Source organism: Klebsiella sp. CN_Kp073, assembly GCF_040065495.2.
GTDB classification, from domain to species: domain Bacteria; phylum Pseudomonadota; class Gammaproteobacteria; order Enterobacterales; family Enterobacteriaceae; genus Klebsiella; species Klebsiella aerogenes.
Map to the genome: position 1 here is coordinate 4,519,856 of NZ_CM198051.1, position 23,436 is coordinate 4,543,291.

The 23,436-nt window shown below is 54.6% G+C and carries 25 protein-coding genes and 3 tRNA genes; 16 read left to right on the forward strand and 12 right to left on the reverse strand.

Going from position 1 to position 23,436, the window contains the following annotated elements; all coding sequences use genetic code 11:
* Nucleotides 1–44: 44 nt before the first annotated feature.
* From rsmC to ABLV66_RS21770, 4 genes are all read left to right on the forward strand, one after another.
* The gene (rsmC, locus tag ABLV66_RS21755; protein ID WP_348876891.1) at nucleotides 45–1,073 is read left to right on the forward strand and encodes a 16S rRNA (guanine(1207)-N(2))-methyltransferase RsmC; all 1,029 of its coding nucleotides are present in this window, start codon (nucleotides 45–47) and stop codon (nucleotides 1,071–1,073) included.
* 172 nt (nucleotides 1,074–1,245) lie between these two features.
* Nucleotides 1,246–1,332: transfer RNA gene (locus tag ABLV66_RS21760), tRNA-Leu, on the forward strand.
* Between the two features lie 28 nt (nucleotides 1,333–1,360).
* Nucleotides 1,361–1,447 (forward strand) — tRNA-Leu (locus ABLV66_RS21765).
* Between the two features lie 29 nt (nucleotides 1,448–1,476).
* Nucleotides 1,477–1,563, forward strand: a tRNA-Leu gene (locus ABLV66_RS21770).
* 21 nt (nucleotides 1,564–1,584) lie between these two features.
* Here ABLV66_RS21770 and ABLV66_RS21775 read toward each other — a convergent pair.
* Nucleotides 1,585–1,824 carry a DUF1435 domain-containing protein gene (locus tag ABLV66_RS21775; protein ID WP_045395533.1) on the reverse strand — a complete coding sequence of 80 codons (240 nt, stop codon included), beginning with the start codon at nucleotides 1,822–1,824 and terminating at the stop codon, nucleotides 1,585–1,587.
* Between the two features lie 265 nt (nucleotides 1,825–2,089).
* Between ABLV66_RS21775 and ABLV66_RS21780 the strand changes: the two genes are divergently transcribed.
* Both ABLV66_RS21780 and fhuF read left to right on the forward strand, forming a co-directional pair.
* Nucleotides 2,090–3,136: a GGDEF domain-containing protein gene (locus tag ABLV66_RS21780; protein WP_045395530.1), complete on the forward strand. Its 1,047-nt coding sequence runs from the start codon at nucleotides 2,090–2,092 to the stop codon at nucleotides 3,134–3,136.
* A gap of 112 nt (nucleotides 3,137–3,248) precedes the next feature.
* Nucleotides 3,249–4,037 (forward strand): siderophore-iron reductase FhuF, encoded by a 789-nt coding sequence (gene fhuF / locus ABLV66_RS21785; protein WP_348876890.1) that lies wholly within the window; start codon nucleotides 3,249–3,251, stop codon nucleotides 4,035–4,037.
* A 37-nt stretch (nucleotides 4,038–4,074) separates the two neighbouring features.
* Here the strand turns inward: fhuF and ABLV66_RS21790 are convergent, their stop codons facing one another.
* The gene (locus ABLV66_RS21790) at nucleotides 4,075–5,418 is read right to left on the reverse strand and encodes a PTS sugar transporter subunit IIC (protein WP_045395526.1); all 1,344 of its coding nucleotides are present in this window, start codon (nucleotides 5,416–5,418) and stop codon (nucleotides 4,075–4,077) included.
* Nucleotides 5,419–5,754: 336 nt separating this feature from the next.
* Here ABLV66_RS21790 and ABLV66_RS21795 point away from each other — a divergent pair, with 336 nt between their 5' ends.
* The gene (locus ABLV66_RS21795) at nucleotides 5,755–6,213 is read left to right on the forward strand and encodes a YbaK/EbsC family protein (protein WP_045395524.1); all 459 of its coding nucleotides are present in this window, start codon (nucleotides 5,755–5,757) and stop codon (nucleotides 6,211–6,213) included.
* An 8-nt stretch (nucleotides 6,214–6,221) separates the two neighbouring features.
* Here ABLV66_RS21795 and bglJ read toward each other — a convergent pair whose 3' ends face one another.
* The 4 genes from bglJ to pobA all read right to left on the reverse strand — a co-directional run bounded on the left by bglJ (nucleotide 6,222) and on the right by pobA (nucleotide 9,921).
* Entirely contained in the window at nucleotides 6,222–6,902 is a 681-nt protein-coding gene (gene bglJ, locus ABLV66_RS21800) for a DNA-binding transcriptional activator BglJ (RefSeq protein ID WP_045395522.1), read from the reverse strand.
* On the reverse strand, nucleotides 6,863–7,585 hold the full coding sequence (locus ABLV66_RS21805; protein WP_348876889.1) for a helix-turn-helix domain-containing protein: 723 nt from the start codon (nucleotides 7,583–7,585) through the stop codon (nucleotides 6,863–6,865). The genes bglJ and ABLV66_RS21805 overlap by 40 nt, the downstream gene beginning before the upstream one ends.
* A 257-nt stretch (nucleotides 7,586–7,842) precedes the next feature.
* Nucleotides 7,843–8,712, reverse strand: coding sequence for a helix-turn-helix domain-containing protein (locus ABLV66_RS21810; protein ID WP_045395518.1), 870 nt, complete (start codon nucleotides 8,710–8,712; stop codon nucleotides 7,843–7,845).
* A 24-nt stretch (nucleotides 8,713–8,736) separates the two neighbouring features.
* Nucleotides 8,737–9,921, reverse strand: a complete 1,185-nt coding sequence (gene pobA / locus ABLV66_RS21815) for a 4-hydroxybenzoate 3-monooxygenase (RefSeq protein WP_063447351.1) — start codon at nucleotides 9,919–9,921, stop codon at nucleotides 8,737–8,739.
* A gap of 270 nt (nucleotides 9,922–10,191) precedes the next feature.
* Here pobA and ABLV66_RS21820 point away from each other — a divergent pair, with 270 nt between their 5' ends.
* The 6 genes from ABLV66_RS21820 (at nucleotide 10,192) to opgB (ending at nucleotide 15,905) form a co-directional block, all read left to right on the forward strand.
* Complete coding sequence (locus ABLV66_RS21820; protein WP_348876888.1) at nucleotides 10,192–10,968, forward strand: threonine/serine exporter family protein; 777 nt, start codon at nucleotides 10,192–10,194, stop codon at nucleotides 10,966–10,968.
* Entirely contained in the window at nucleotides 10,959–11,432 is a 474-nt protein-coding gene (locus ABLV66_RS21825; RefSeq protein WP_045395512.1) for a threonine/serine exporter, read from the forward strand. Before ABLV66_RS21820 ends, ABLV66_RS21825 begins: the two co-directional genes overlap by 10 nt.
* An 85-nt stretch (nucleotides 11,433–11,517) precedes the next feature.
* Nucleotides 11,518–12,057 carry a primosomal protein DnaT gene (gene dnaT / locus ABLV66_RS21830; RefSeq protein ID WP_015368405.1) on the forward strand — a complete coding sequence of 180 codons (540 nt, stop codon included), beginning with the start codon at nucleotides 11,518–11,520 and terminating at the stop codon, nucleotides 12,055–12,057.
* 2 nt (nucleotides 12,058–12,059) lie between these two features.
* Entirely contained in the window at nucleotides 12,060–12,797 is a 738-nt protein-coding gene (gene dnaC / locus ABLV66_RS21835) for a replicative helicase loader DnaC (protein WP_026612409.1), read from the forward strand.
* Nucleotides 12,798–12,862: 65 nt separating this feature from the next.
* Complete coding sequence (locus ABLV66_RS21840) at nucleotides 12,863–13,357, forward strand: YjjA family protein (RefSeq protein WP_047043886.1); 495 nt, start codon at nucleotides 12,863–12,865, stop codon at nucleotides 13,355–13,357.
* Nucleotides 13,358–13,613: 256 nt separating this feature from the next.
* A complete protein-coding gene (opgB, locus tag ABLV66_RS21845) occupies nucleotides 13,614–15,905 on the forward strand; it encodes a phosphatidylglycerol--membrane-oligosaccharide glycerophosphotransferase (protein WP_348876886.1) in 2,292 nt (763 codons plus the stop codon).
* A gap of 27 nt (nucleotides 15,906–15,932) precedes the next feature.
* Here opgB and ABLV66_RS21850 read toward each other — a convergent pair whose 3' ends face one another.
* On the reverse strand, nucleotides 15,933–16,748 hold the full coding sequence (locus ABLV66_RS21850) for a GNAT family N-acetyltransferase (protein ID WP_047043882.1): 816 nt from the start codon (nucleotides 16,746–16,748) through the stop codon (nucleotides 15,933–15,935).
* A 32-nt stretch (nucleotides 16,749–16,780) separates the two neighbouring features.
* Between ABLV66_RS21850 and ABLV66_RS21855 the strand changes: the two genes are divergently transcribed.
* Nucleotides 16,781–17,314 (forward strand): GNAT family N-acetyltransferase, encoded by a 534-nt coding sequence (locus tag ABLV66_RS21855; RefSeq protein WP_047043880.1) that lies wholly within the window; start codon nucleotides 16,781–16,783, stop codon nucleotides 17,312–17,314.
* Between the two features lie 81 nt (nucleotides 17,315–17,395).
* Entirely contained in the window at nucleotides 17,396–18,259 is an 864-nt protein-coding gene (locus tag ABLV66_RS21860) for a MurR/RpiR family transcriptional regulator (protein ID WP_015368411.1), read from the forward strand.
* Here the strand turns inward: ABLV66_RS21860 and ABLV66_RS21865 are convergent.
* The 5 genes from ABLV66_RS21865 to ABLV66_RS21885 form a co-directional block, all read right to left on the reverse strand.
* Nucleotides 18,256–18,855, reverse strand: a complete 600-nt coding sequence (locus tag ABLV66_RS21865) for a 2-dehydro-3-deoxy-6-phosphogalactonate aldolase (RefSeq protein ID WP_213797748.1) — start codon at nucleotides 18,853–18,855, stop codon at nucleotides 18,256–18,258. The genes ABLV66_RS21860 and ABLV66_RS21865 overlap by 4 nt on opposite strands.
* Nucleotides 18,842–19,714, reverse strand: a complete 873-nt coding sequence (locus ABLV66_RS21870) for a 2-dehydro-3-deoxygalactonokinase (RefSeq protein WP_047043876.1) — start codon at nucleotides 19,712–19,714, stop codon at nucleotides 18,842–18,844. The genes ABLV66_RS21865 and ABLV66_RS21870 overlap by 14 nt, the downstream gene beginning before the upstream one ends.
* Nucleotides 19,715–19,723: 9 nt before the next feature.
* A complete protein-coding gene (locus ABLV66_RS21875) occupies nucleotides 19,724–21,211 on the reverse strand; it encodes a sodium:solute symporter family protein (protein WP_047043874.1) in 1,488 nt (495 codons plus the stop codon).
* A 186-nt stretch (nucleotides 21,212–21,397) separates the two neighbouring features.
* Complete coding sequence (locus tag ABLV66_RS21880) at nucleotides 21,398–21,790, reverse strand: RidA family protein (RefSeq protein ID WP_047043872.1); 393 nt, start codon at nucleotides 21,788–21,790, stop codon at nucleotides 21,398–21,400.
* Between the two features lie 10 nt (nucleotides 21,791–21,800).
* Nucleotides 21,801–23,240 carry an N-acyl-D-amino-acid deacylase family protein gene (locus ABLV66_RS21885; RefSeq protein ID WP_047078023.1) on the reverse strand — a complete coding sequence of 480 codons (1,440 nt, stop codon included), beginning with the start codon at nucleotides 23,238–23,240 and terminating at the stop codon, nucleotides 21,801–21,803.
* Between ABLV66_RS21885 and ABLV66_RS21890 the strand changes: the two genes are divergently transcribed.
* The gene (locus ABLV66_RS21890) at nucleotides 23,218–23,397 is read left to right on the forward strand and encodes a hypothetical protein (protein WP_042929906.1); all 180 of its coding nucleotides are present in this window, start codon (nucleotides 23,218–23,220) and stop codon (nucleotides 23,395–23,397) included. The two genes, ABLV66_RS21885 and ABLV66_RS21890, sit on opposite strands and share 23 nt — an antisense overlap.
* Nucleotides 23,398–23,436: the final 39 nt, after the last annotated feature.

The window sequence follows — 23,436 nt, forward strand, 5'->3', positions numbered from 1 at the left end:
ACAAACTACTATAATCGGCGCCAGTCTTATTGAAGGAGTGTTTCATGTCAGCTTTTACCCCGGCAAGTGAAGTCTTGCTGCGCCACAGTGATGATTTCGAGTCCGCCCGCGTTCTGTTTGCCGGTGACCTGCAGGATGACCTGCCTGCACGTCTGGATACCGCGGCCAGCCGCGCTCATACCCAACAATTCCACCACTGGCAGGTCCTGAATCGCCAGATGGGCGATAACGTTCGTTTTAGCTTAGTAGCCGAGGCCGCCGACGTCGCCGATTGCGACACCCTGATCTACTACTGGCCGAAGAACAAGCCGGAAGCGCAGTTCCAGCTGATGAACCTGCTCTCTCTGCTGCCGGTGGGGATCGATATTTTCGTGATCGGCGAAAACCGCAGCGGCGTGCGTAGCGCCGAGCAGATGCTCGCCGAATACGCGCCGCTGAATAAAGTGGATAGCGCCCGCCGCTGCGGTCTCTACCACGGCCGTCTGGAAAAACAGCCCTCCTTCAACGCCGAACAGTACTGGAACGAGTACGCGCTCGATAACCTGACCATTAAAACGCTGCCGGGCGTGTTCAGCCGTGACGGCCTTGATGTTGGCAGCCAACTGCTGCTGTCGACTCTACAACCGCATACCAAAGGCAAAGTGCTCGATGTCGGCTGCGGCGCTGGGGTGCTGGCCGCGGTACTGGCCAGCCATTCGCCGAAGGTACGCCTGACGCTATGCGACGTCAGCGCTCCGGCGGTCGAAGCCAGCCGCGCGACGCTTGCCGCGAATGGTTTTGAAGGCGAGGTTTTTGCCAGCAACGTCTTCTCTGAGGTCAACGGCCGTTTTGACATGATCATCTCAAATCCGCCATTCCACGACGGCCTGCAAACCAGCCTTGAAGCGGCGCAGGCGCTGATCCGTGGCGCGGTCCGCCATCTGAACAGCGGCGGCGAACTGCGTATCGTGGCCAACGCCTTCCTGCCCTATCCGCAGGTGCTGGATGAGACGTTTGGTTTTCATGAAGTGATCGCCCAAACCGGCCGTTTCAAAGTTTACCGCTCGGTGATGACTCGCCAGGCGAAGAAATAATCTTCGTTTCTCATCGGCGGCATGCTCGACGTGCCGCCGGTACTTCCCTACGCTCTGAATAGCCCATTTTTGCAGCAATCGAGAAAACCTGCATAATTAACTATTGACGTGTCGCCGAAAACCACTAGAATGCGCCTCCGTGGTAACGATACTTTTATAGTGTCGATGGTATGCGAAGGTGGCGGAATTGGTAGACGCGCTAGCTTCAGGTGTTAGTGTCCTTACGGACGTGGGGGTTCAAGTCCCCCCCCTCGCACCATAATCCACGTTGATATCGCTCGCACTGTGCGAAGGTGGCGGAATTGGTAGACGCGCTAGCTTCAGGTGTTAGTGTTCTTACGGACGTGGGGGTTCAAGTCCCCCCCCTCGCACCAACGAGGCGATATCAGATTAAGAATACTGTGCGAAGGTGGCGGAATTGGTAGACGCGCTAGCTTCAGGTGTTAGTGTCCTTACGGACGTGGGGGTTCAAGTCCCCCCCCTCGCACCAATATTCTTACCCTTCTCTGTTTTATCCCATCAGCTTCAAATTCAACATTATCAGCATCATTCCACCGATCAGCGCTACGCTTGACGGCAACAGTACGAAATGACGCAACTGACGGTGCCAGATCATTGCAGCCGATAGTAGTAATCCCAGAGCAATCATCACGCGCCAGGCTTCTACCGGCAGGCCAATTATGCCTAACGCCATCACCAGTACGCCCGGCAGCAGAATTCCCCAACCACTCCCTAAAGCTCGCTGCAACATGGTTTCGCCTCTCACAACGATAATGATAACCAATATCATATGATAATTTTTATCATTTGTCATGCCGAGCCGTTTAACTTTTATTACTCTTGCACTCAGGAGTAATGACATACATTCATTGAGATGATAAATTAAGCAAATTAAATCTATATATTAAATTGTCTGATCATTTGCGCTGATAGCCTTATATTACGTGTTGTTTTATATTTTTCCCCTTTGGCAGCCATCATCTTGAAACTTAACTACTAATAATGATAGTACCAATATGACTGCACAAACCTGGCGGGCTCATTACGAGCAAAAATATCAGTATTCCTTACGACTTTTTTTATTACTTAATTGTGTTTCTGCCGCTCTGTCGCTGCTCAGCCCGCTGTTTACCATTGTCACCGTCACGCTACCGTGTGCGCTGATATGCGCGGCCAGCCTGGGCCTCTTGTTATGGAATTGGAAATTCCCACAACAGAAAATAAATATTCCTGTTATTTCTCTGTTATTTGGCATGTTATGGGCCTGGCACATCGTAATAAAAGCCTCATTGTTACCGCCACCGCATTTTAACTTCCTGGTTATCGCCTTATTAAGCATTCTGTTTATTGGAACTATCGCTTTTTCTAACAATATCATTGCCTTTACTCTACATTCCCTACCCACTTTTATTGTGTGTCTGGCGCTGGCTGGCGGAGAACAATGGATGCGGATGTTTTACTGCTTTGTCCTGCCGGTTGCCGGAATTACGTTGCAGAACATTATGCAAAAGCGCAGCGATAATTTTACCCAAGGGCTAATGGATAAACTGCTGCAAGAGCGTAACACCCTGAACGATCTCAGTATGCTTGATCCATTGACCGGCCTGTATAACCGTCGTGGCCTGCAAAACCGGCTGGATAACATCCTGACAGTGGATTCGCGCGAACATTTCATCCTGCTGTTGGATATTGATCACTTCAAAGCCTACAACGATAACTATGGCCATATGATGGGCGACCAGGCGCTAATTCAGGTATCGGCGGCGATTCGTAATTCCGTGCGCTCACGCGATATCGTTGCTCGCTTTGGCGGTGAAGAGTTTATGGTGGTACTGACCAGTAGCACGGCGGAAACCGCATTCCAGACAGCAGAGCGTATTCGCCAACGGGTTTACGATTTAAAAATCGCACACCGTTTTAATGAAAGCGTCGCCACCAATGTCACCATCAGTATCGGTATGACTCCGTTGGTGAATGGCGATATCGACAGTGCGATAAAACGCGCCGATAGCGCGCTATATGAAGCCAAAAACCAGGGGCGTAATATCATTCTCGTCAACTAACCCCTCCAGCCCGCCGCGAGGGATATGCGGCGCTGACAAATCGCTTGCGCTCCCTGCAACGAACAACTAGTATCAGCAATCATTATCATTTAGATTTGTATCTGGAAATCTGATGGCTTACCGTACCTTCTCCTTCAGCGATGAAATCATCTGGCGTGCGCCGCTTGCGCCCGTCGAGCATGCATTGGCGAATGCGGTACGGGAAAAGATCGCGGCGGTACGCCCGCATCTGCTGGATTTCCTGCGTCTGGATGAAGAAGCGCCGCCGCGTGCCCTAACCCTCGCGCAATGGTCGCAACCTACTACCCTTACTTCGCTGCTGGCCACCTATTCCGACCATATTTACCGTCACCAACCCAGCCAGCCGCGCGAACAAAAACCCCTGCTTTCATTGTGGGCGCAGTGGTATATCGGCCTGCTGGTACCGCCGCTGATGCTGGCGTTACTCACTGAAGAGCAGGCTATTAGCCTTGAACCGGAGCATTTCCGCGTTGAATTCCATGAAAGCGGGCGCGCGGCCTGCTTCTGGATTGACGTGCATGCCAACCATGATGCGTTGACGCTTTCCGCACAAGCGCGTATGGATATGTTGGTCAATAAAGCGCTGACACCGGTGGTGGAAGCGCTGGAAGCGACCGGCGACATTAACGGTAAGCTTATCTGGAGCAATACCGGCTATCTGATTAACTGGTATCTCGGTGAAATGAAAAATCTGCTTGGCGACGAGCGGGTGAACGCGTTACGTCAACACTGTTTTTTTGCAAAGCAGCAGACCAGTGGCGAGGATAACCCGCTGTGGCGAACGGTGGTCTTGCGTGAAGGTCTACTGGTACGCCGAACTTGCTGTCAGCGTTATCGCCTGCCGGACGTTCAGCAATGCGGCGACTGCACGTTAAAGTAATCATCTGACGGGCGGCAATATGCCGCCCGTTGTTATTTTACGCAGTCTGCTCGTTCTCCTGCGCCGCGCGCTGCGCCTCTTCAGCTTCCTGCGCCAGCAGCTGCTTTTCGTACACCTTAAAAAACGGGAAGTAGATGATAGCCGACACGCAAGCGAGAATAACGACCAGGATCGCCGCACGGAAATCCCATCCCAAAGCCCATGCGCCGCCAATCGGCGCCGGCGCCGTCCACGGCACAACGGAGATAACACGGCCGATCAGATCTAACTTCATGGCCGCCCAGGCAATGACTGCGTTAACCATCGGCGCCAACAGGAACGGAATAAAGAATACCGGGTTCATGACGATGGGCGTGCCGAAGATAACCGGTTCGTTAATGTTAAACAGGCTTGGCACCACGCTTAAACGACCTATCGAGCGCAAATGCGCAGAACGACTGCGCAAATAACAGAACACCAGCCCCATCGTGGCGCCGGAACCGCCAACGACAATAAAGAACGTCCAGAACGCTTCCATAAAAATATGCGGCAGCGGTGCGCCCTGCGCCAGTGCTTGCTGGTTCATCCCCAGATTAGTGAGCCAGAACATCTGCAGCATACCGGAGACTATCGCCGCCCCGTGAATCCCGGCAAACCATAGCAGGTGGCCAATCAAAACAGCCAGTAAAATAGCCGGTAATGAATCTGCGGCAGAGACCAATGGCTTAAAGATAGCCATGATTGCCTGCGGGATCAGCATGTCGAAATGATGTTGGATAAACAAGCTCAGCGGATAAAGCGTCAGTACCACCACCAGAACTGGGATCAACAGATCAAATGAGTTTTTGATCATCGGCGGCACCTGATCCGGCAGACGGATCCCGATGTTGTGCGCCTTTAAGAAACGCATCATCTCTACACAGTAAATCGCCACCAGGATCGCGGTAAAGATCCCGGTGCCTCCCAAACTATCAACCGGCAGATTACCATTGGTTTTTGGCGCAGCGATCAGCAGGAACGCCATGATCGACAGCATGGCGCACATGAAAGGATCGAGCTGGTGCGCCTTTTCATAATGTTTGCCCAGATTGTAGGAAATTGCCGCGCAGATATAAATGGACATGATGCCCATGGTCATATCAAAAGGCGTCAGAATGCGTCCTTCGAACTCTTTGGCTAAATCCAACCAGGCACGGGCGAAGCCCCAGGTGGTATCCGGTGAAAAAGGCGGATAAGCGAAGACTAAGAGAAAGGAACCTACGATCATAAACGGCATGGCCGAGATAAATCCGTCACGAATAGCCATGACGTGGCGCTGCGAAGAAATGCGCCCGGCAACGGGACTTATATAGTTCTCTACAAAGCGAAATATCAGATTAAACGCAGCATGGTTTGCAGACATAGCAGCCCTCCTGACAGGCTATCGAAACAGGCCCAACAACGGTAATCTTGCCGCTATGCTGAAATTAACTGCCTACGGACTGTGGCTGACCGGGATGTCAGGTCGCCATATTGTCAGCAGGAACATCTCATGCGCGGCTGTTAGTTATCTTTGGAACAGGGAGTTACCCTGTCAGTATTCATCGACGAGCGCGTTCCTGCAACCGGTTACAGTAACCGGTTGCGGCGATTGTGAAGAAGATCCAGAAATCGGAATAATTCCTGATTATCCATCGACAATATTTACAGATTTCCGGCCTTGTGACAGATTTAAGCGGATAACTACCAGGAGAACCCCATGAGTCTGCAGTCCGTGAGGCAGTTTTTTGCTGAACATGCCCCCGATATTGAAATCATCGAGTTGAATCAAAGTACGGCGACCGTTGCGCTTGCCGCCGCCGCGCATCGTGTCGAGCCGGGGCAAATCGCTAAGACTTTATCTTTAAAGGTAAAAGATCGGGTTATATTGATCGTCGCTAAAGGCGATGCTCGCCTTGATAACAAGAAGCTGAAAGACGCCTTCGGCGCAAAAGCGCGGATGCTCAGCAGTGATGAAGTTGTTACGCTAACCGGCCACCCCGTCGGCGGCGTCTGTCCATTTGGCCTGGAAAACCCTCTGCCGGTCTATTGTGATGTTTCACTCAAGCAGTATGCCGAAGTTCTACCGGCAGCAGGTGCCATTCATAGCGCGGTACGAATTTCGCCTGAGCGCATGGCACAACTGACAGAAGCCGACTGGGTTGACGTCTGTCTGTAAATTGCCAATTATTGCGCCAGGCACATTCCCTGCCCATCGTCGTTATTCGCCGGCAGACACAGCAGAATGTCCGCCGCGCTGAGCAGGCCAATATCAGAGTTAACGCCCAGTTTGGTCATCGCGTTAAATTTATGTGCGCGAATAGTTTTGATATTTCTATCAAGCTGGGTAGCGATTTCGGGCAACGAATAACCATAGGTCATATAACGAAGTATCGTATGCTCCGTCGGGCTAAGAATTTGCCCGCAGGAGCTATTGCTACGCTCCAGAATGCTTTCTTTATCCAGCGGCGCCTGCTCGATCAGCTGCAGTAAACGCTCCTGCAAACGAGTAAGACAAGATGATTTATTCAAAATAGTTTGCGGGCTTGAAGGTGTCAGATGACTGATCAGACGCATTTCCGCAGTATTATCCGCCAGTACAATTCGCTGTATTTCGGGGCGTGTTTGCGCTATTTCATGTAAAAAAAGCAGGCTTTCCAGACGAATACGTCGACTACCGGAAAGGGAAAAGATAACGGCGATAAAGTTTTTGGAAGCGAATTCACGCTTTAAGGCCTGAGTATTTTTATAAAAATGAATGCTATATTTTTTACCTGCTTCGTTATCTAAAATATAACGAAGCGCCATTTCAGTCATTGCGCATTTTTCTACGATAGCGACACATCGTGTTGTGAGATTTTTTTCCATTCCGTGTTATCTCCATAGGCTGAATACAGATTCAGTTCCTTCATTCCTTGAGCGCTATTGATCCAGGCATACATTTCTGCATTACTGCGTAACGACAGTCGGCGCATGGCGCTATTTTTCTGCGCGCTTATCGTTTTATTGCTTTTTTTCAGCAAGGCAGCAATTTGGTTAATTCCCCACCCTTTTGCCAGTAGCCGCAAAACTTTGCGCTCTGAAAAGGTTAAGATGACCGTATCACCAGCATCATCACCTAAGTTGTCCATCTCGGGTGAAAAAAGTGTCTGACTAATTCTTTCGGCAGAAGCTTTACCAGCACGGATGACCTCGATGAAACGTTTAACCGGCTCGCTATCAGAAATCAGAGAGCTTTCCGGCCGCATCAAAAACTCAACTGCCAGTGGAAAGCAGGAGTGACTAACCATAAAGATCCAGTGAATGTCCCGGGATTGATTCATTAATGAATAATAATGCTCACAAATATCTCGCGGGTGTTCAATGTGACCGGAGAGGTCGACGAGGACCAGCACGGCGCGCCGAAGCTGAAGTAGCGTGAGTTCATCCTGTGAAGCACAGAAACTCAAATCGTAATCAGGGAGATGCTCCCTTAAAATAGCGTTCAAACCCGATTGCATAACCGGTATTCTACTAATGATAACGCCAAACTTACCTTGTCCTGGCAACATAAAACCTCCACCTCCTGTCAAAGATTCAAACCCAAATAAGTAATGGATGAATGGCTACAATAATATTATTTGCCAATTGAATCTTTATCGTCCCTGGCGGGCATGACGTATGCCCTTAACTTCATTCCATAACCATGAGAGATATATTAGCATTACTCTCACCAGCGATTTACCCTAACACAAAATGATGTCATCAATAAATTAGAAAAAATTAAAACCCTCATTAGTAAAATTACCTTAAAAATTAAATAAATAACTTATTTAATTTCTTTCCTAAATGCTTTCGGTGAGATCCCGCTATAGCGCCTAAAGAATCTCGAAAAATAAGCAGCATCAGTAAATCCTAAATAATCAGAAAGTTGGGTGATAGTCATGCTGGTATATTGTAGGTTACGCCGTGCTTCTAACATTAAACGTTGATGTAATACGCCTAATGCGCTGCAGCCATGAAATTCACGACACAAATAATTTAAATGCGTTGTGGAGAGCCCCACTAGCCTTGCATATTCAGCCAGCGGCAGATGTTCCCGATAGTGGCTTTCAATCAGACGTGAAAAATGCCGCATGACGCTGCGCTTACGCTCTGCTTTGTCCTCTGTCATTGGTGTCGGCTGGCACTGGCGATTTAACCATACCAATAGTGCTCCCAGCAGCGAATGCAGCATCATTTCGCGCGCATCATGCTCCTCGCAATACTCTTCACGCAAGGCGGTAAACAGTGAACGAATATGGCCGCGGGAGCGTTTCACCGCCACGCACTGCGGCTGCGATAGCACATCAAGCGTACGCCCAAACTGGTTTTCAAAGCGGCTCAGCAACGGCTGCGACAGCGACAGGACAAACCCTTGGGTACCGGGCGAGAAACGAAAGCCGTGGATGCATAATGCCGGCACGACCTGAATACAGGCTTCGGTCATCACCCTGGTGACGCCTTCAATTTCAATTTCAGCACGCCCCTTATGCAGATATAACAGCTGTACCATTTCGGCATGTTGATGTACGCGGATATGCCACTCATAAAGGCTGCTGCGCTGCAAAATGGATTCGCAATGCAGCAGATCCGGCGTCGGCCAACCGCGCTCTTCGCCATACAAGGTAAAAACGGGAATCGTGTTCGCGGTTAACATGGTCTCTCCAGTTTTCGTTTGTCGTTACGTCACGCGCTCCATCGGCAACCCCACATAGTTTTCGGCAATGGTCGTTAGCCCAGCGCGAGAACCCAGATAGTAGCGGCGGTCGGCGGCCTGCATTTTTTTATCGAATTCATTCTGTTCAGGAAAGTCGTGCAACAGGCGAGTCATAAACCAGCTGAATCTTTCTCCTTTCCACACGCGGTCGAGAGCAAAGCGTGAATAGCTGGCGATCAGGTCCTCGCGGCCATGGTGATAATATTCGCGCAGGATCCGCCATAAATAATTGACATCCGACGCCGCCAGATTCAGCCCCTTTGCGCCGGTTGGCGGCACGATATGCGCGGCATCGCCGACCAGAAACAGTCTGCCGTACTGCATCGGCTCAACGACGTAACTGCGCAGCGGCGCAATACTTTTCTCAAGTGAGTGACCAGTTACTAACTTATTTGCCAGATCCTCCGGCAAACGGCGTTTTAGCTCATCCCAGAAGCGTTCATCAGACCACGCCGAGACGCTATCGCTTAGCGGCACCTGCAGGTAATAGCGGCTACGGGTGAGTGAGCGCTGACTACACAATACAAACCCGCGTTCATGATGGGCGTAAATCAGTTCCGGATTCACCGGCGGCGTATCCGCCAGCAAACCTAACCAACCAAACGGCCACACGCTTTCATACTCTTTGAGAATGTCACGTGGAATGGTTTGCCGCGAAACGCCGTGGAAGCCATCGCAACCTGCAATAAAATCGCACTCCAGGCGACATTTTTCGCCGCCGCTTACGTATGAGACTGCCGGCCGATCGCTTTTAACATCTTCGAGTGCAACCTCGCTAACGCCATAAATAATCGGCGCGCCACTGTCGCGTCTTGCCGCCATCAGGTCACGGGTGACTTCGGTCTGACCATAGACCATCACGCTTTTACCGCCGGTCAACTCGCTGAGCGGTACCGGCACTCGTTGGCCTTCAAATAAAAACTCTACGCCATGATGAACCAGCCCTTCCGCGTCCATTCGCTTTGCCACCCCTGCTTCGCGCAGTAGCTCGACGGTGCCATTTTCCAGTATCCCGGCGCGGATGCGCCCCAGCACATATTCCGCACTCTGACGCTCAAGGATAACGGTATGAATACCAGCGTTATGCAGCAGTTGGCCCAACAGCAGCCCCGACGGGCCCGCGCCAATAATGGCAACCTGTGTTCTCATAGGGTACTCGCTCTCGAAAGTTAATTATTTGTTTGTTTTTTGTTTATTAAAAGTTCACAGATGCATTTTTGATAACTCAAACGGGAAAAAGAAGGGATGAATGGCGGTAAAAATTGCACTTTCCAACGAAGTGACGAAAGTGTGGCGCGGTTCAAATTTCAGCCAACGCCATTGATGGAGCAATTTTTGCACATTGTTTGATCCCGCACGCCGCACAACGGGGTGGAGTTCAGGTAAAAGTATCAATAGAGACGCGGACAGCAGGTACTTATGCAGGTAGATAAATCAGAACAGCGCGCCATCACCCGGCTGTGTATTCAGTGTGCCCTTTATTTACTCCAGCACGGCGCGGAAAGCGCGCTGGTGGAAGAGCTTTCTACCCGGCTTGGGCGGGCATTAGGCATGGATAGCGTTGAGAGCGCCATCTCTTCTAACGCGATTGTGCTAACGACGATTAAAGATGGTGAATGCCTGACGTCCACGCGCAAAAACAGCGATCGCGGAATTAACATGCACGTGGTGACGGAGGTACAGCATATCGTGATCATGGCCGAACATAAGCTGCTGGATTATAAAGACGTCGAGAAGCGCTTCGCGCAAATTAAACCCCTACGCTACCCGCGTTGGCTGCTGGTGTTGATGGTTGGCCTTTCCTGCGCCTGCTTTTGTAAATTGAACAACGGCGGTTGGGATGGCGCGGTGGTCACCTTCTTTGCCAGCACCGTCGCCATGTATATTCGCCAGTTGCTGACCCATCGCTCCATGCATCCGCAGATTAATTTCTGCATTACCGCCTTCGTCGCCACCACGATTTCCGGGCTGATGCTGCGCCTGCCGACATTTAGCGACACGCCGACTATCGCCATGGCCGCCAGCGTGCTGTTGCTGGTTCCCGGCTTTCCGTTAATTAACGCCGTCGCCGATATGTTCAAGGGCCATATCAATACCGGGCTGGCCCGCTGGGCGATCGCCAGCCTGCTGACGCTGGCGACCTGTATCGGGGTGGTGATGGCAATGACCGTGTGGGGGCTACGCGGATGGGCATAATCTCTTTTCTTTTCGACCTGGCGCAGGATATGGCGCTGGCGGCCATCCCTGCTGTCGGCTTTGCGATGGTGTTCAACGTCCCACAGCGCGCGCTGCGCTGGTGCGCATTACTGGGCGCTATCGGCCACGGCTCGCGGATGGTAATGATGAGCGCAGGCTTCAACATTGAATGGGCCACCTTTCTCGCCGCGTTACTGGTCGGCAGTATCGGCATTCAGTGGTCGCGCTGGTATCTGGCGCATCCGAAGATATTTACCGTCGCCGCGGTGATCCCAATGTTTCCGGGTATTTCGGCCTATACGGCGATGATCTCGGCCGTCAAAATTAGCCATTTTGGTTATTCCGAGGAGATGATGATTATGCTGCTGAGCAATTTTTTAAAAGCCTCCTCCATCGTCGGGGCGCTCTCTATCGGGCTTTCTATCCCTGGGCTGTGGCTGTACCGCAAACGCCCGCGCGTGTAACCGGCAGCGCTGCTTCCTGGCCTCGCACTATGCTACTATGTCAGCAATTCCCCCACTCTTTGCTGTTCAGAGTTGAGATAGCGTTATGTCTTCACGAATTTTAACCACCGACTTTTGCGGTCTTGACGATTTCGTCGAGAACCACGCGGCCAGGCTGCAAAAATCAGCCAGCGGCGCCGTCGCCGTGTTTGCCAATAACGCCCCGGCGTTTTACGCGCTGACGCCGGAGCGCCTGGCGCAGCTGCTGGAGCTGGAAGCGAAACTGGCGCGCCCCACCAGCGATATCGCGCTGGATGCGCAGTTCTTTGACGAGCCGAGCGCCGCGCCCGTCGCCGTGCCGATGGGTAAATTCGCCATGTATGCCGGCTGGCAGCCGGATGCCGATTTTCAACGTCTGGCGGCGTTATGGGGCATCGCCCTGACGCAGCCGGTCACCCCGGAAGAACTGGCCGCCTTCGTCGCCTACTGGCAAGCGGAAGGCAAAGTTTTCCACCACGTGCAGTGGCAGCAAAAGCTGGCGCGTAGTGTGCAAATTGGCCGCGCCAGCAACGGCGGGCAGCCGAAGCGCGACGTAAACGCCATTAGCGAACCCGATAACCAGATCCCGCGAGGTTTCCGAGGATGAGCATGAAAAACGTTGGCGATCTTATGAAGCGCCTGCAAAAAATGATGCCAGCCCACGTGCAACCGGCGTTTAAAACCGGCGAAGAGCTGTTGGCCTGGCAAAAAGAACAAGGCAAGCTGCGTTCGGAGGCGCTGGAGCGGGAAAACCGGGCGATGAAAATGCAACGCACCTTTAACCGCTCCGGGATCCGCCCCTTACATCAAAATTGTTCATTCGATAATTACCGCGTCGAAAACGACGGGCAGATGATCGCCTTGTCCCGCGCTCGTCAGTACGTTGAAGAGTTTGACGGCAACATCGCGAGCTTTATTTTCTCCGGCAAGCCGGGCACCGGTAAAAATCATCTTGCCGCCGCTATCTGCAACGAGCTGCTGCTGCGCGGTAAATCGGTATTAATCATCACCGTCGCCGATATTATGTCGGCAATGAAAGATACCTTCGGTAATCGGGAAACCAGCGAAGAGCAACTGCTAAGCGACCTGAGCCGGGTCGATCTGCTGGTTATCGACGAAATCGGTATGCAAACGGAATCGCGCTACGAGAAAGTGATAATCAACCAGATTGTCGATCGTCGCTCCTCCTCGAAACGCCCAACCGGCATGCTGACCAACAGTACGATGGACGAAATGAACAAACTGCTCGGCGAACGCGTCATGGATCGCATGCGCCTCGGCAATAGCCTGTGGGTGAACTTCACCTGGGATAGCTACCGCGATCGCGTTACCGGTAAAGAGTATTGAGAGATTTCCGAGCTCAAGCGGCGTTATACTGAAGAGATTCTTAAGTAACGACGAAGAGTACGTTTATGAAATCTTTGCAGACAGCTTTTTGCGCCGCTATCGCAGCCGGCGCGTTGATGGCGGCCCCCACCTACGCCGCCTCCTGGCAGGACTCACTCAATAGCGCCGCCAGCCAGCTCAGCAGCAGCAGTTCCCAACAGAGCGGCGGCGGTATGTCGATGTCGTCCTTAACCAGCCTGCTCAACGGCGGCAACCAGGCGCTCACCTCCAGCAGCATGAACAATGCCGCCGGCGTTCTCTCTTACTGCGCGCAAAAAAAACTGACCTCGGTCACCAACGCCGACAACGTGAAAAACCAGGTACTGGATAAGCTTGGCCTGAGCACGCCGGAGAAACAGAAACAAGATACCGGTTATCTGGAAGGGCTACAGGGATTGCTGAGCAGCAATAACGGCCAGCAGTTGAATCTCAACACCCTCGGCAGCAGCCCGCTGGCTGAAAAAGTGAAGACCAAGGCCTGTGACCTGGTGCTGAAACAGGGCGTTAATTTCCTGTCTTAAATTTCCCCGCCGATGCCGCGTTTGGCGCTTTAGCGTTGCCAGCGCGGCCGCAATCGCTATTTTTACTTTTCTGCTCCTGTTTTCCGCGCTATGACAGGATGAGACATCGTACAAAAAAGACGCTTTCTAAACCAATTCTGAATCACAGCACACTTTCATGACACTACAATTGCAGCAGAAAGACGCTGCCATTACAGTGTAGCGTGAAAATCGATCTATCCGGCCAGCCCGCCGCTGGCGCACATGAGGGTTAGCTGTGTCAGAGTTGTTATCCATCGCCTTGTTTCTTGCCTCGGTGGTGATCTATGCCTGGAAAGCCGGTCGCAATACTTGGTGGTTTTCTGCCACTCTTGCGGTGCTGGGGCTGTTTGTTGTGCTCAATATCACCCTCTACGCCAGCGACTACTTCACCGGCGACGGTATTAACGACGCGGTACTTTATACCCTGACCAATAGCCTGACCGGCGCGGGCGTCAGTAAATATATTCTGCCAGGTATCGGTCTGGTGCTGGCGCTGGTCGCCGTATTTGGCGCTCTCGGCTGGATATTACGCCGTCGCCGCCATCATCCGCATCACTTTGGCTACAGCCTGATTGCGCTGGTACTGGCGCTGGCCTCCGTCGACGCCAGCCCGGCGTTCCGCCAAATCACCGAACTCGTGAAATCGCAGTCCCGCGACGGCGATCCGGACTTCACGGCTTACTACAAAGAGCCGTCGAAAAGCATCAACAATCCGCATCTGAATCTGGTCTATATCTACGGCGAGAGCCTGGAACGCACCTACTTCAATAACGAGGCTTTCCCGGAGCTGACGCCGGAACTGGGTAAAATCAAAAGCGAAGGGCTGGATTTCAGCAACACCGCGCAGCTTCCCGGCACCGATTACACCATCGCCGGTATGGTCGCTTCCCAGTGCGGTATTCCGCTGTTCGCGCCGTTCGAAGGCAACGCTTCCGCGGCGGTATCCAGCTTCTTCCCGCAAAATATCTGCCTTGGCGATATCCTGAAAAACTCCGGTTACGAAAACTACTTTGTGCAGGGCGCCAACCTGCGTTTTGCCGGTAAAGACGTTTTCCTCAAATCTCACGGTTTCGATCACTTGTTCGGCGCGGAAGAGCTGAAAACAACGGTGGCCGCCCCCTCCTACCGCAACGACTGGGGCTTCTACGACGACACCGTGCTCGACGAAACGTGGAAAAAGTTCGAAGAGCTCTCCCAATCCGGCAAACGCTTCTCGCTGTTCGCCCTCACCGTCGATACCCACCACCCTGACGGCTTTATCTCGCGCACCTGCGAGCGCAAACGCTATGACATGGATGGCAAAAAGAACCTCTCCTTCAGCGCCGTGGCCTGTAGCCAGGAGCACATCGCCGCGCTGATTGAAAAGATTAAGGCCTCGCCGTACTTCAAAAATACGGTCATCGTGGTCTCGTCCGATCATCTGGCGATGAAAAACAGCGCCTGGGATTATCTGAACAAACAGGATCGCAGCAATCTGTTCTTTATCCTGCGCGGCGACCAGCCTCAACAGGATGTGCTGGCCGTGAAGCGTAATACCATGGATAACGGCGCAACGGTGCTGGATATTCTCGGCGGCGATAACTATATCGGCCTCGGCCGCAGCAGCCTTTCCGCCGAATCGCTTTCAACCATTTTCATGAATATGAAAGAGAAAGTGCTGGCCTGGAAGCCGGATGTCATTCGTCTGTGGAATTTCCCGAAGGAGATTAAGAGCTTCAGTATCGACTCGCAGAAGAACATGATCGCATTCTCCGGTAGCCACTTCCGTCTGCCGCTGCTGCTGCGGGTCTCGGATCAGCGCGTCGAACCGATTCCGGAAAGCGAATACTCGGCGCCGCTGCGCTTCCAGCTGGCGGACTTCGCCCCGCGCGACAACTTCGTATGGGTCGACCGCTGCTACAAGATGGGCCAACTGTGGCGGCCGGAACTGGCGCTGTCCACCGACTGGTGTGTCTCGCAAGGACAACTGGGCGGCGAACAAAAAGTACAGCATGTCGATAAGCCGCAGTGGCAGGGCAAAACCGCCTTCAAAGATACCGTCATCGATATGGAGCGCTATAAAGGCAACGTCGATACGTTGAAAATTGTCGATAACGATATTCGCTACAAAGCCGACAGTTTCGTGTTTAACGTCGCCGGCGCGCCGGAAGAAGTTAAACAGTTCAGCGGCATCTCGCGACCTGAGCTATGGGGACGCTGGTCCAACGCCCAGCTCGGAGACGAAGTGAAGATTGAGTACAAAGAGCCACTGCCGGAAAAATTCGACCTGGTGATCACCGCCAAAGCCTTCGGCCCGAACGCCAACCAGCCGATACCGGTACGCGTTGGGAAAAGTGAGCAAGTACTTACTTTAGCCAATGAAGTGACCACCACAACGCTGCATTTCGACAATCCGGCGCGCAGCAACACCTTAACTATCACTCCGCCGGAACCGCAGTCCACCAACGAAGGCAACATTGTCGGTCACGCGCCGCGCCAGTTAGGCATTGGCATGGTGGATATTAAAATCGTCAGCCGCGAAGGCTAATACCCGTAGCCCGGCTCCGCCGCCGGGCTAGTTCAACGGCAGGCACATCTCGTACTGCTGCAGCGCCAGCGGCGCATAGCCCGCCGATTTAAACAGCGGCGTGAAGGTTTCCGGGATGGTCACCGAAGTGCTTAGTCCAGGAAACTGTTGAGCCAGCGCGAGCAGCATTTCTCGCCCCAGCCCGCGTCCGCGCGCCGCCGGCGTCAGCCATAAAAACTGTAGCTGCGGCTTGCTGGCGGTGGTTGCCAGCACGGCGAAGGCCTGCTGCTGCAGCGTCAACGCCCGACAGGGCAAGGTAATAAAGGTCAGCGGATCCAGCAGCCACGGCAGTTGCCCTTCCTGCTCCAGGCTTGCATGACGCAGCAGGCTCAGCAAATCGTAATCCTCCAGGGTGGACTCACGCGGGTCCGCTTGCACCGAGCTGAGATAGCCGCACAGCCCGTGACGCACGGTAAAACCCAATGACTGATACAGCGCCACCGCCCGGTGATTATCGCGGATCACTTCCAGCCACATTCGCTGTACGCCCTGAGCGCGTAAATCGGCGATAAGCGAAGCCATCAATTGTCGCCCTCGTCCTTTGCCGCGAAAGCCGGGATGAATAGCAAAAGCCGCCAGCCGCGCATCGCGCCCGCGGCGGGCGATGAGCCCGATAGCGGCCGGTTCATCTCCTGCCAGCCACACTTTAGACTGCAACAGGTTTAACCCTTCGGCGCTAAAGCGCTGTACAAACAGATCTACCGACATCGACACCGGCACCAGATAATCGGCAAAGCAGTCATTCAAAATCGTAGTCAACTGCGCGCCGCTAAACTGGACGGCAGGAACGGCGGTGAACTCCATGCATTTCTCCCTGAGGCTGCTATGCTGAGGCAATGAAAACTAACACTATAAACCCCACCATCACTTTTCGCCTGACCGAAGAACGCGATCTGCCGCTGCTGCCCGCGCTGGAACGTTCGGCGGCACAGTCCTTTGCGCGCATTCCCGCTTTCGCCTGGCTGGCGGAAAGCCCGGTGATGAGCGTTGAACAGCACCGGCAATACCTGGAAACCGGCCACAGTCTACTGGCGCTCGCTGACGACAGGCCCGTCGGTTTCCTGCTGAGCGAGCCGCTGGACGATGCGCTATTTATTGTAGAAATCTCCGTCCATCAGCAGTGGCAGGGCCAGGGCATTGGCCGCGCCTTGCTTAGCCAAACTATCGACACCGCCCGCCGCGACGGCTTCCCGGCGGTGACGCTCACCACCTTTCGCGAGGTGCCGTGGAACGCGCCCTTTTATACCCGGCTGGGCTTCACCATCCTCAATGAACTGCACCTACCCGAAGGGCTGGCGGCGAAACGCGCGCTGGAAGCAGAGCACGGCCTGACGGCGGAAACCCGCTGCGCGATGCGCCTTGATTTTTAACGCCGCGAGAGGCGCCGCGCTGATTTTGTCACCGGTATATGGTACAAAGTACCATTCCCAATACATAACCTGATACCCGGAATGGCCTACTCGATCGATATCATCTCCTGCATCACCGACCGCTTTATGGCGCTGACCGCGACCGAAAAGCGCATTGCGCAGTTTATTCTCGACGACGTCGCCGCCGCGGCGGAAATGCCGATTGCCGAACTGGCGCGCCTGACCGACACCAGCCAGGCATCGGTGACGCGCTTTGCGCGTGCGCTGGGCTGTAAAGACGTGCGCGAACTGAAAATGAAGCTCGCCCAGTCGCTGGCCATTGGTCAGCGCTTTATTCTCGATGTGCCGGATCTGGAAGGCGTACAGGGAATTTATGAGTCGATCATCAGCGTGCTGGAAACCAACCGCCGGGCGCTGGATCTTGCGGCGCTGAAACGCGCGGTGGAATGGATTAGCGACGCCCGTCAGGTGCTTGCGCTGGGTATGGGCGGCGGTTCGACCATCTGCGCGCAGGAGATCCAGTATCGCTTGTTCCGCCTCGGGTTACCGGTAGTCAGCCAGAGCGATGGCCTGCTGGTACGCATGATGAGTTCAGCGGTGACGGCGAAAGATGTGGTGATTGTGCTGTCGCTCGGCGGCTATACCAAAGAGATGATCGAAAGCGCCGCCATCGCCCGGCAATACGGGGCGAAAATTGTTGCCATTACCCCGCCGGAAACGCCGCTGGCGGCGCAGGCCGATATCGTGCTGCCGCTACTGGTGAGCGAAAACGACTATATCTTTAAGCCCAGCGCTTCACGCTATGCGATGCTGGCGATGGTAGATGTGTTGGCCACCGAGCTGGCGATGGCCAATAAACCGCAGGCGAAAGACCGTCTGCGCCGCATTAAGCTGGCGCTCGACGACCACCGTGACGGCGTCGACCGACTGCCGCTCGGCGATTAATCGCCGCAGGCGGCGATAAAGCGTTGCGCCTGCTGGCGGGTACGCGCCAACGGCTGCCCGGCGCGGTAGAGGTCGCTGCCTAATCCCGCCCCCGCGCAGCCCGCCTGACGCCAGCTGTGCAGATTTTCCGGCGTCACGCCGCCTACCGCCAGCACCGGCACCTCCGGCGGCAACACCGCTTTCAGCGCGCGGATATAGTCCGGGTCGAATGCCGATGACGGAAAGATTTTCAGCCATTGCGCCCCGGCATCCAGCGCGCTAAACGCCTCGGAGGCCGTCGCGCAGCCGGCGCACACCAGCATCCCCTTATCTACCGCGCGGCGGATCACCGCCGGGGCCGTATTGGGCGTCACGATAAGCTTCGCCCCGGCTTCAGCCAGAAAATCAACCTGTTCAACCTTCAGCACCGTCCCTGCGCCAATCACCGCCCGCTCGCCAAACTGGCGCACCATCGCTGGAATACTCTGCTGCCAGTCCGGCGAGTTAAGCGGAATTTCAATATAGCGAAAACCCGCATCGATTAGCGCGGCGATATGCTCCGCCGCCTCATCGGGTTGAATACCGCGTAAAATCGCCACCAGTTTAACCTTGTCCATCTATCATCCTCGCCATACCCGAAAGAAACGCCGCCTCGCCGGAACAACAAGAAACGGCCAATCCGCGTGCCGCCATCGCCTGCTGATAACGTGCGCTGAGCGAGTGCTCACCAACCAGCACCACGCGGCTGGCGCGGTAGCGTTCGCTAAAGGTCGCCACTTCCGCGCCAATCAACAGCCCGGAGAGATAATCGCTCACCGAAGTTGCCGCCAGCGCCCCTAACACCCGCGCGGCGCGAGCGCTGAATAACCCGTCCAGCAGCGCCGGCTGATTTAGCCCTTTTTCCATACCGAGGGCGAAAGCGGCGTCATCAGGTTGTTGTGCCGGCAGTTGCTGGCCGAGCAGCGAATGGTTAAGCAACAGGTGATGCAGTTCGCCGGTCATCGCGGTGGCGAACTGGCGCACCACGCCGTTCTGCACCTGCACCCATTTGCAGTGGGTGCCGGGCATCACGTAACACTCCGCGGGCATCCGTTGCCAGGCCCCCAGCAGCTGGGTCTCCTCGCCGCGCATCACGTCGTACTCTGCGGCCTGCGCTACTTTCAGCCCCGGCACGATCCACACTTTTTCCGCCACCTCATGTAACTGACCGTTGAGCGCCTCCAGCGCCAGCGGGCAGGCCAGATAAGGCACCGGTTGCCAACCGGCATCGCTACCGATCATGCCCGCCATCACCACCGGCAGCGCGGGGTCGCCGCGCCATGGCGCCAGCTGCTGCTGAAAAACCGCTTCGGCGCGCTGCCCGTTCAGGCGCGTGATGCCGTAAGGCAGCTTCAGCTTGTCGATGCATTCGCCATCGCGCATCCGCCATGCCCGCAGCTGCGTAGAGCCCCAATCGACGGCAATATACTCGTTCATGATGGCCCCTTACCCGCGTGAGGTATGACGTTTGCCAATTGGCAGCGGCGGCGGCGTTGGGCGGCTTTCACGTTCGTGGGTAATCATTTCCAGCGCCTGCTCGCGGCTCAGGCTGCTGGCCGGGGTCACTAACGTCACCACAACCGAAGCCACCAGGCTCGTCAGTACCGCCGGAATACACGGGTTGCCCCAGAACGCCAGCCAGTCGCTATCCACCAGCACCGCAACCGATGCCCCGGCGCCGCCGGCCAGCGCAGCGACCGCGCCCTGCCAGTTAAAGCGTGTCCAGAAACGGCCAAGCATGGTGCAGATAAACATCCCGGACATAATCATCGAGATCATTTTGGTGATATAGCTGATGATGTCGTTGGAGGTCAGGGCAAACAGCAGCGCCAGCGCAATCACCAGAACCAGGAAGATCCGCGACAGGCGAATCGCTTTCTCCGGCGCGGGCATATGGCCGGTCACCAGGGTGTAGAGGTCGCGCAGCATAATGGACACCGCGGCGATGGCATCAGAGCTGCCGGAAGACATATTGGCCGACATGCCGGCAATCAGGATCGCCATCGCCAGCACCGGCGGCAGCACCTGGGTGGCAAACAAGAAGGCGAAGCCGCTGTTCTCCAACTGCGGGTTCATGGTCCATACCGCCATACCGATGATCGCCGGCAGGAAGGAAAATCCCAAATACAGCAGGCCGGTAATCGTGAAGGACTGACGTACCGAAGAGACGGTCTTCGCCGAGTAAATACGCTGGCGATAAGAAGGGGTCGCCAGCACGCCGACGCCGATCACCATCGCCAGCGATAGCGCCGGCAGCACGCCTAATTTATCGACCGCGAACAGGCTTTGCGCCGCCGGATCGACGGCCTGCTGAATATGGCTCCAGCCGCCAACGTGATGGACTGCGAGTACCGCCATTAAAATAAAGCCGACGAACAGCACGATCGATTGAATAGTATCGATCCACACCACCGCGGAATAGCCGCCAATACCGACATAAACCACAAAAGCCAGCGCGATAATAATTTTCGCGACATTAATATCAATGCCGCTGGCCCACGCCAGATATAATCCGCCACCTAATATATGCGCTCCCAGCCAGCCGATAGAGGCAATAAAAATAAGTATCGCGACGAGGTTTTTAATTATTTTACTGCCGCCGGTGTAATACGACATTTCTTCACTCATAGTCATGAAGCGAAGTTTACGTACCGGAGCGAATAACCATGCCACCAGCAGAATCCCCACCGCGCCGCCGAGGCCGTAAAGCATCCCGGCCCAGCCGTTGCTGTAGCCAAAGCCGACGGCGCCGACGCTGGAGCCGGTGCCCACCATGGTGCCGACCGTCGAACCGAGAGTGAGGATCATCGGCAGCGAACGGCCGCCAAGTAAAAAGTCTTCGCCGGTTTTCTGTTTGCGCGAAACGTACCAGCCTAAGGTAATCATCGCGCAGGCATAAACGGAAAACCAAATCATAAATGACATATTATTCATGGCTCACATCCAGACGTAATAAATAATATTCGTGCCGCTGAATATTATGAGTTAACAGGAACCATGCCTGAAAAAAGGCATAGCGAACCCAGTGGCACCGATTTATTTATTCACTCTGGTGCCGATATCACACTTTTTTGATGATCCCTCCCGCAAAGGGAGGGATTTATTTTTAGGTTTCGGGCGTTATTGTCGCGCAGCGTTAAAACAGGTCACATCCACTTCTACTTTACAATCCACCACCAGGTCCGCCACGCAGCAAATGCGCGCTGGCGGATTATCGCCAAAGAACTCGCGAAATACCTTATTGAACGACTGAAAATAGCGCGCGTCGGTGAGGATCACTTTCACGTGCACCACGTCCGCCATGCCGTAACCTGCTTCGCTCATGATGTCGACGCAGTTCTGGATCGCCAGCCGCGATTGTTCGACGATGCCGCCTTCCACGACTTCGCCATTTTTCATCGGCGTCTGCCCGGAGACATATAGCCAGCCGCCCGCTTCCACCGCGCGGGCGAACGGCAGATGCTGACCGCCGGTTCCGGTACCGCCTTCCACGCCATAACGTTTGATACTCATACTCAACTCCTTAGTCCATCCGACGGCGCAGGAAACGCCCTGCCCGCCCGGTAATTTTCTTATCACTGCCGTAGCTCATCACGCCGTTGACCATCACCGCCTCAATGCCGTCCGCCGGGCGTTTCGGGTCGGAGAAACTGGCGACATCGCGCACCGTCTGCGGGTCAAACAGCACCAGGTCGGCGAAGTAGCCAATTTTCACCAGCCCGCGATCCGCCAGCTGGAAGCGCGCCGCCGACAGCCCGGTCATCTTGTGTACCGCGGTAGTCAACGGGAATAGCTGCTCGTCGCGGCTATAGTGACCAAGTACCCGCGGGAAGGCGCCCCACAGGCGCGGATGCGGCATCGGATCGTTCGGTAGCCCGTCAGAGCCAATCATGGTGACCGGATAGCGCATCACCCGCCGTACATCCTGCTCATCCATGTTGTAGTAGATAGCGCCCGCCGGCATCAGCCGCGCCGCGGCCTCGTGCAGGCTCACCTGCCACTCATCGGCGATCTGCTGCAGCGTTTTCCCCGCCTGCTCCGGCTGCGCTTCGGACCAGGTGATCACGATATCAAACTCATCGGTCACCTGTTTCATATCCAGCGTCGACGAGCTGGCGGAGTAGGGATAACAGTCGCAGGCGATATCCTGCTGCTGGCGCATCTCATCGAAAAACGCCAGCGTCTCTTTGGTACGCCCCCAGTTTTTCGCCCCGGCGCACTTGTGGTGAGAAACCACCACCGGCACGTTGCCGTGACGGCCGATACGGAAGGCTTCGTCCAGCGCCTCAAGAATCGGCTCGAACTCTGAACGTAAATGGGTGGTATAGACACCCTTCCCGGCGGCTAGCTCTTCCGCCAACGCCATCACCTCTTCGGTGGTCGACTGGAAGGCGCTGGCGTAGGCCAGCCCGGTACTGAGCCCTAATGCCCCCTGGCGCAGCGCATCGCGTAGCTGTACGCGCATGCCGGCGATTTCCGTCTCGTTCGCCGGACGAAACAGATCGTCCATATGGTTATTGCGCAGCGCGGTGTGACCGATTAACGTGCCGACATTCAGCGACGGCCGCGCCGCTTCAACCGCATGGGCATAAGCCTCCACGGTGGGATAGATAAAGTGCTGCTGCTCGCCAAGGAGATTCATCGGGTCCGGCACCTCGCCGCGCATAGTGGCGGTCGCCGCGCTAATCCCGCAGTTGCCGACGATCACCGTCGTCACCCCCTGGCTGAGCTTCGGCAAGTACTCAGGCATGCGGATAACGTTGATATCATCATGGGTATGCACATCAATAAAGCCCGGCGCCAGTACCCGCCCCTGGCCATCAATTTCCTGCTCCGCCGCGACGTCCAGCGCCGGGGCGATAGCGATTATTCGGTCGCCCTTCACCGCCACATCGGCACGGTATTGCGGCCCGCCGCTCCCGTCGATCACCGTGACGTTTTTGAAAAGCCAGTCAACTTTCATAGCAATTACTCCCTTTCGACATGCCGATAAGTTAACCATTTACAAGCGCAAAAAACAGTGGAAAACTACGCAAAACCCAGATCATTTTGTGATACTTTTATTCAAAACAAATAACATTTTTATATTAAAAATATATTTATCAAATAGTTATAAATGATACCCAGCGACTAACCGATTATAAACCCTGAAAGGATAG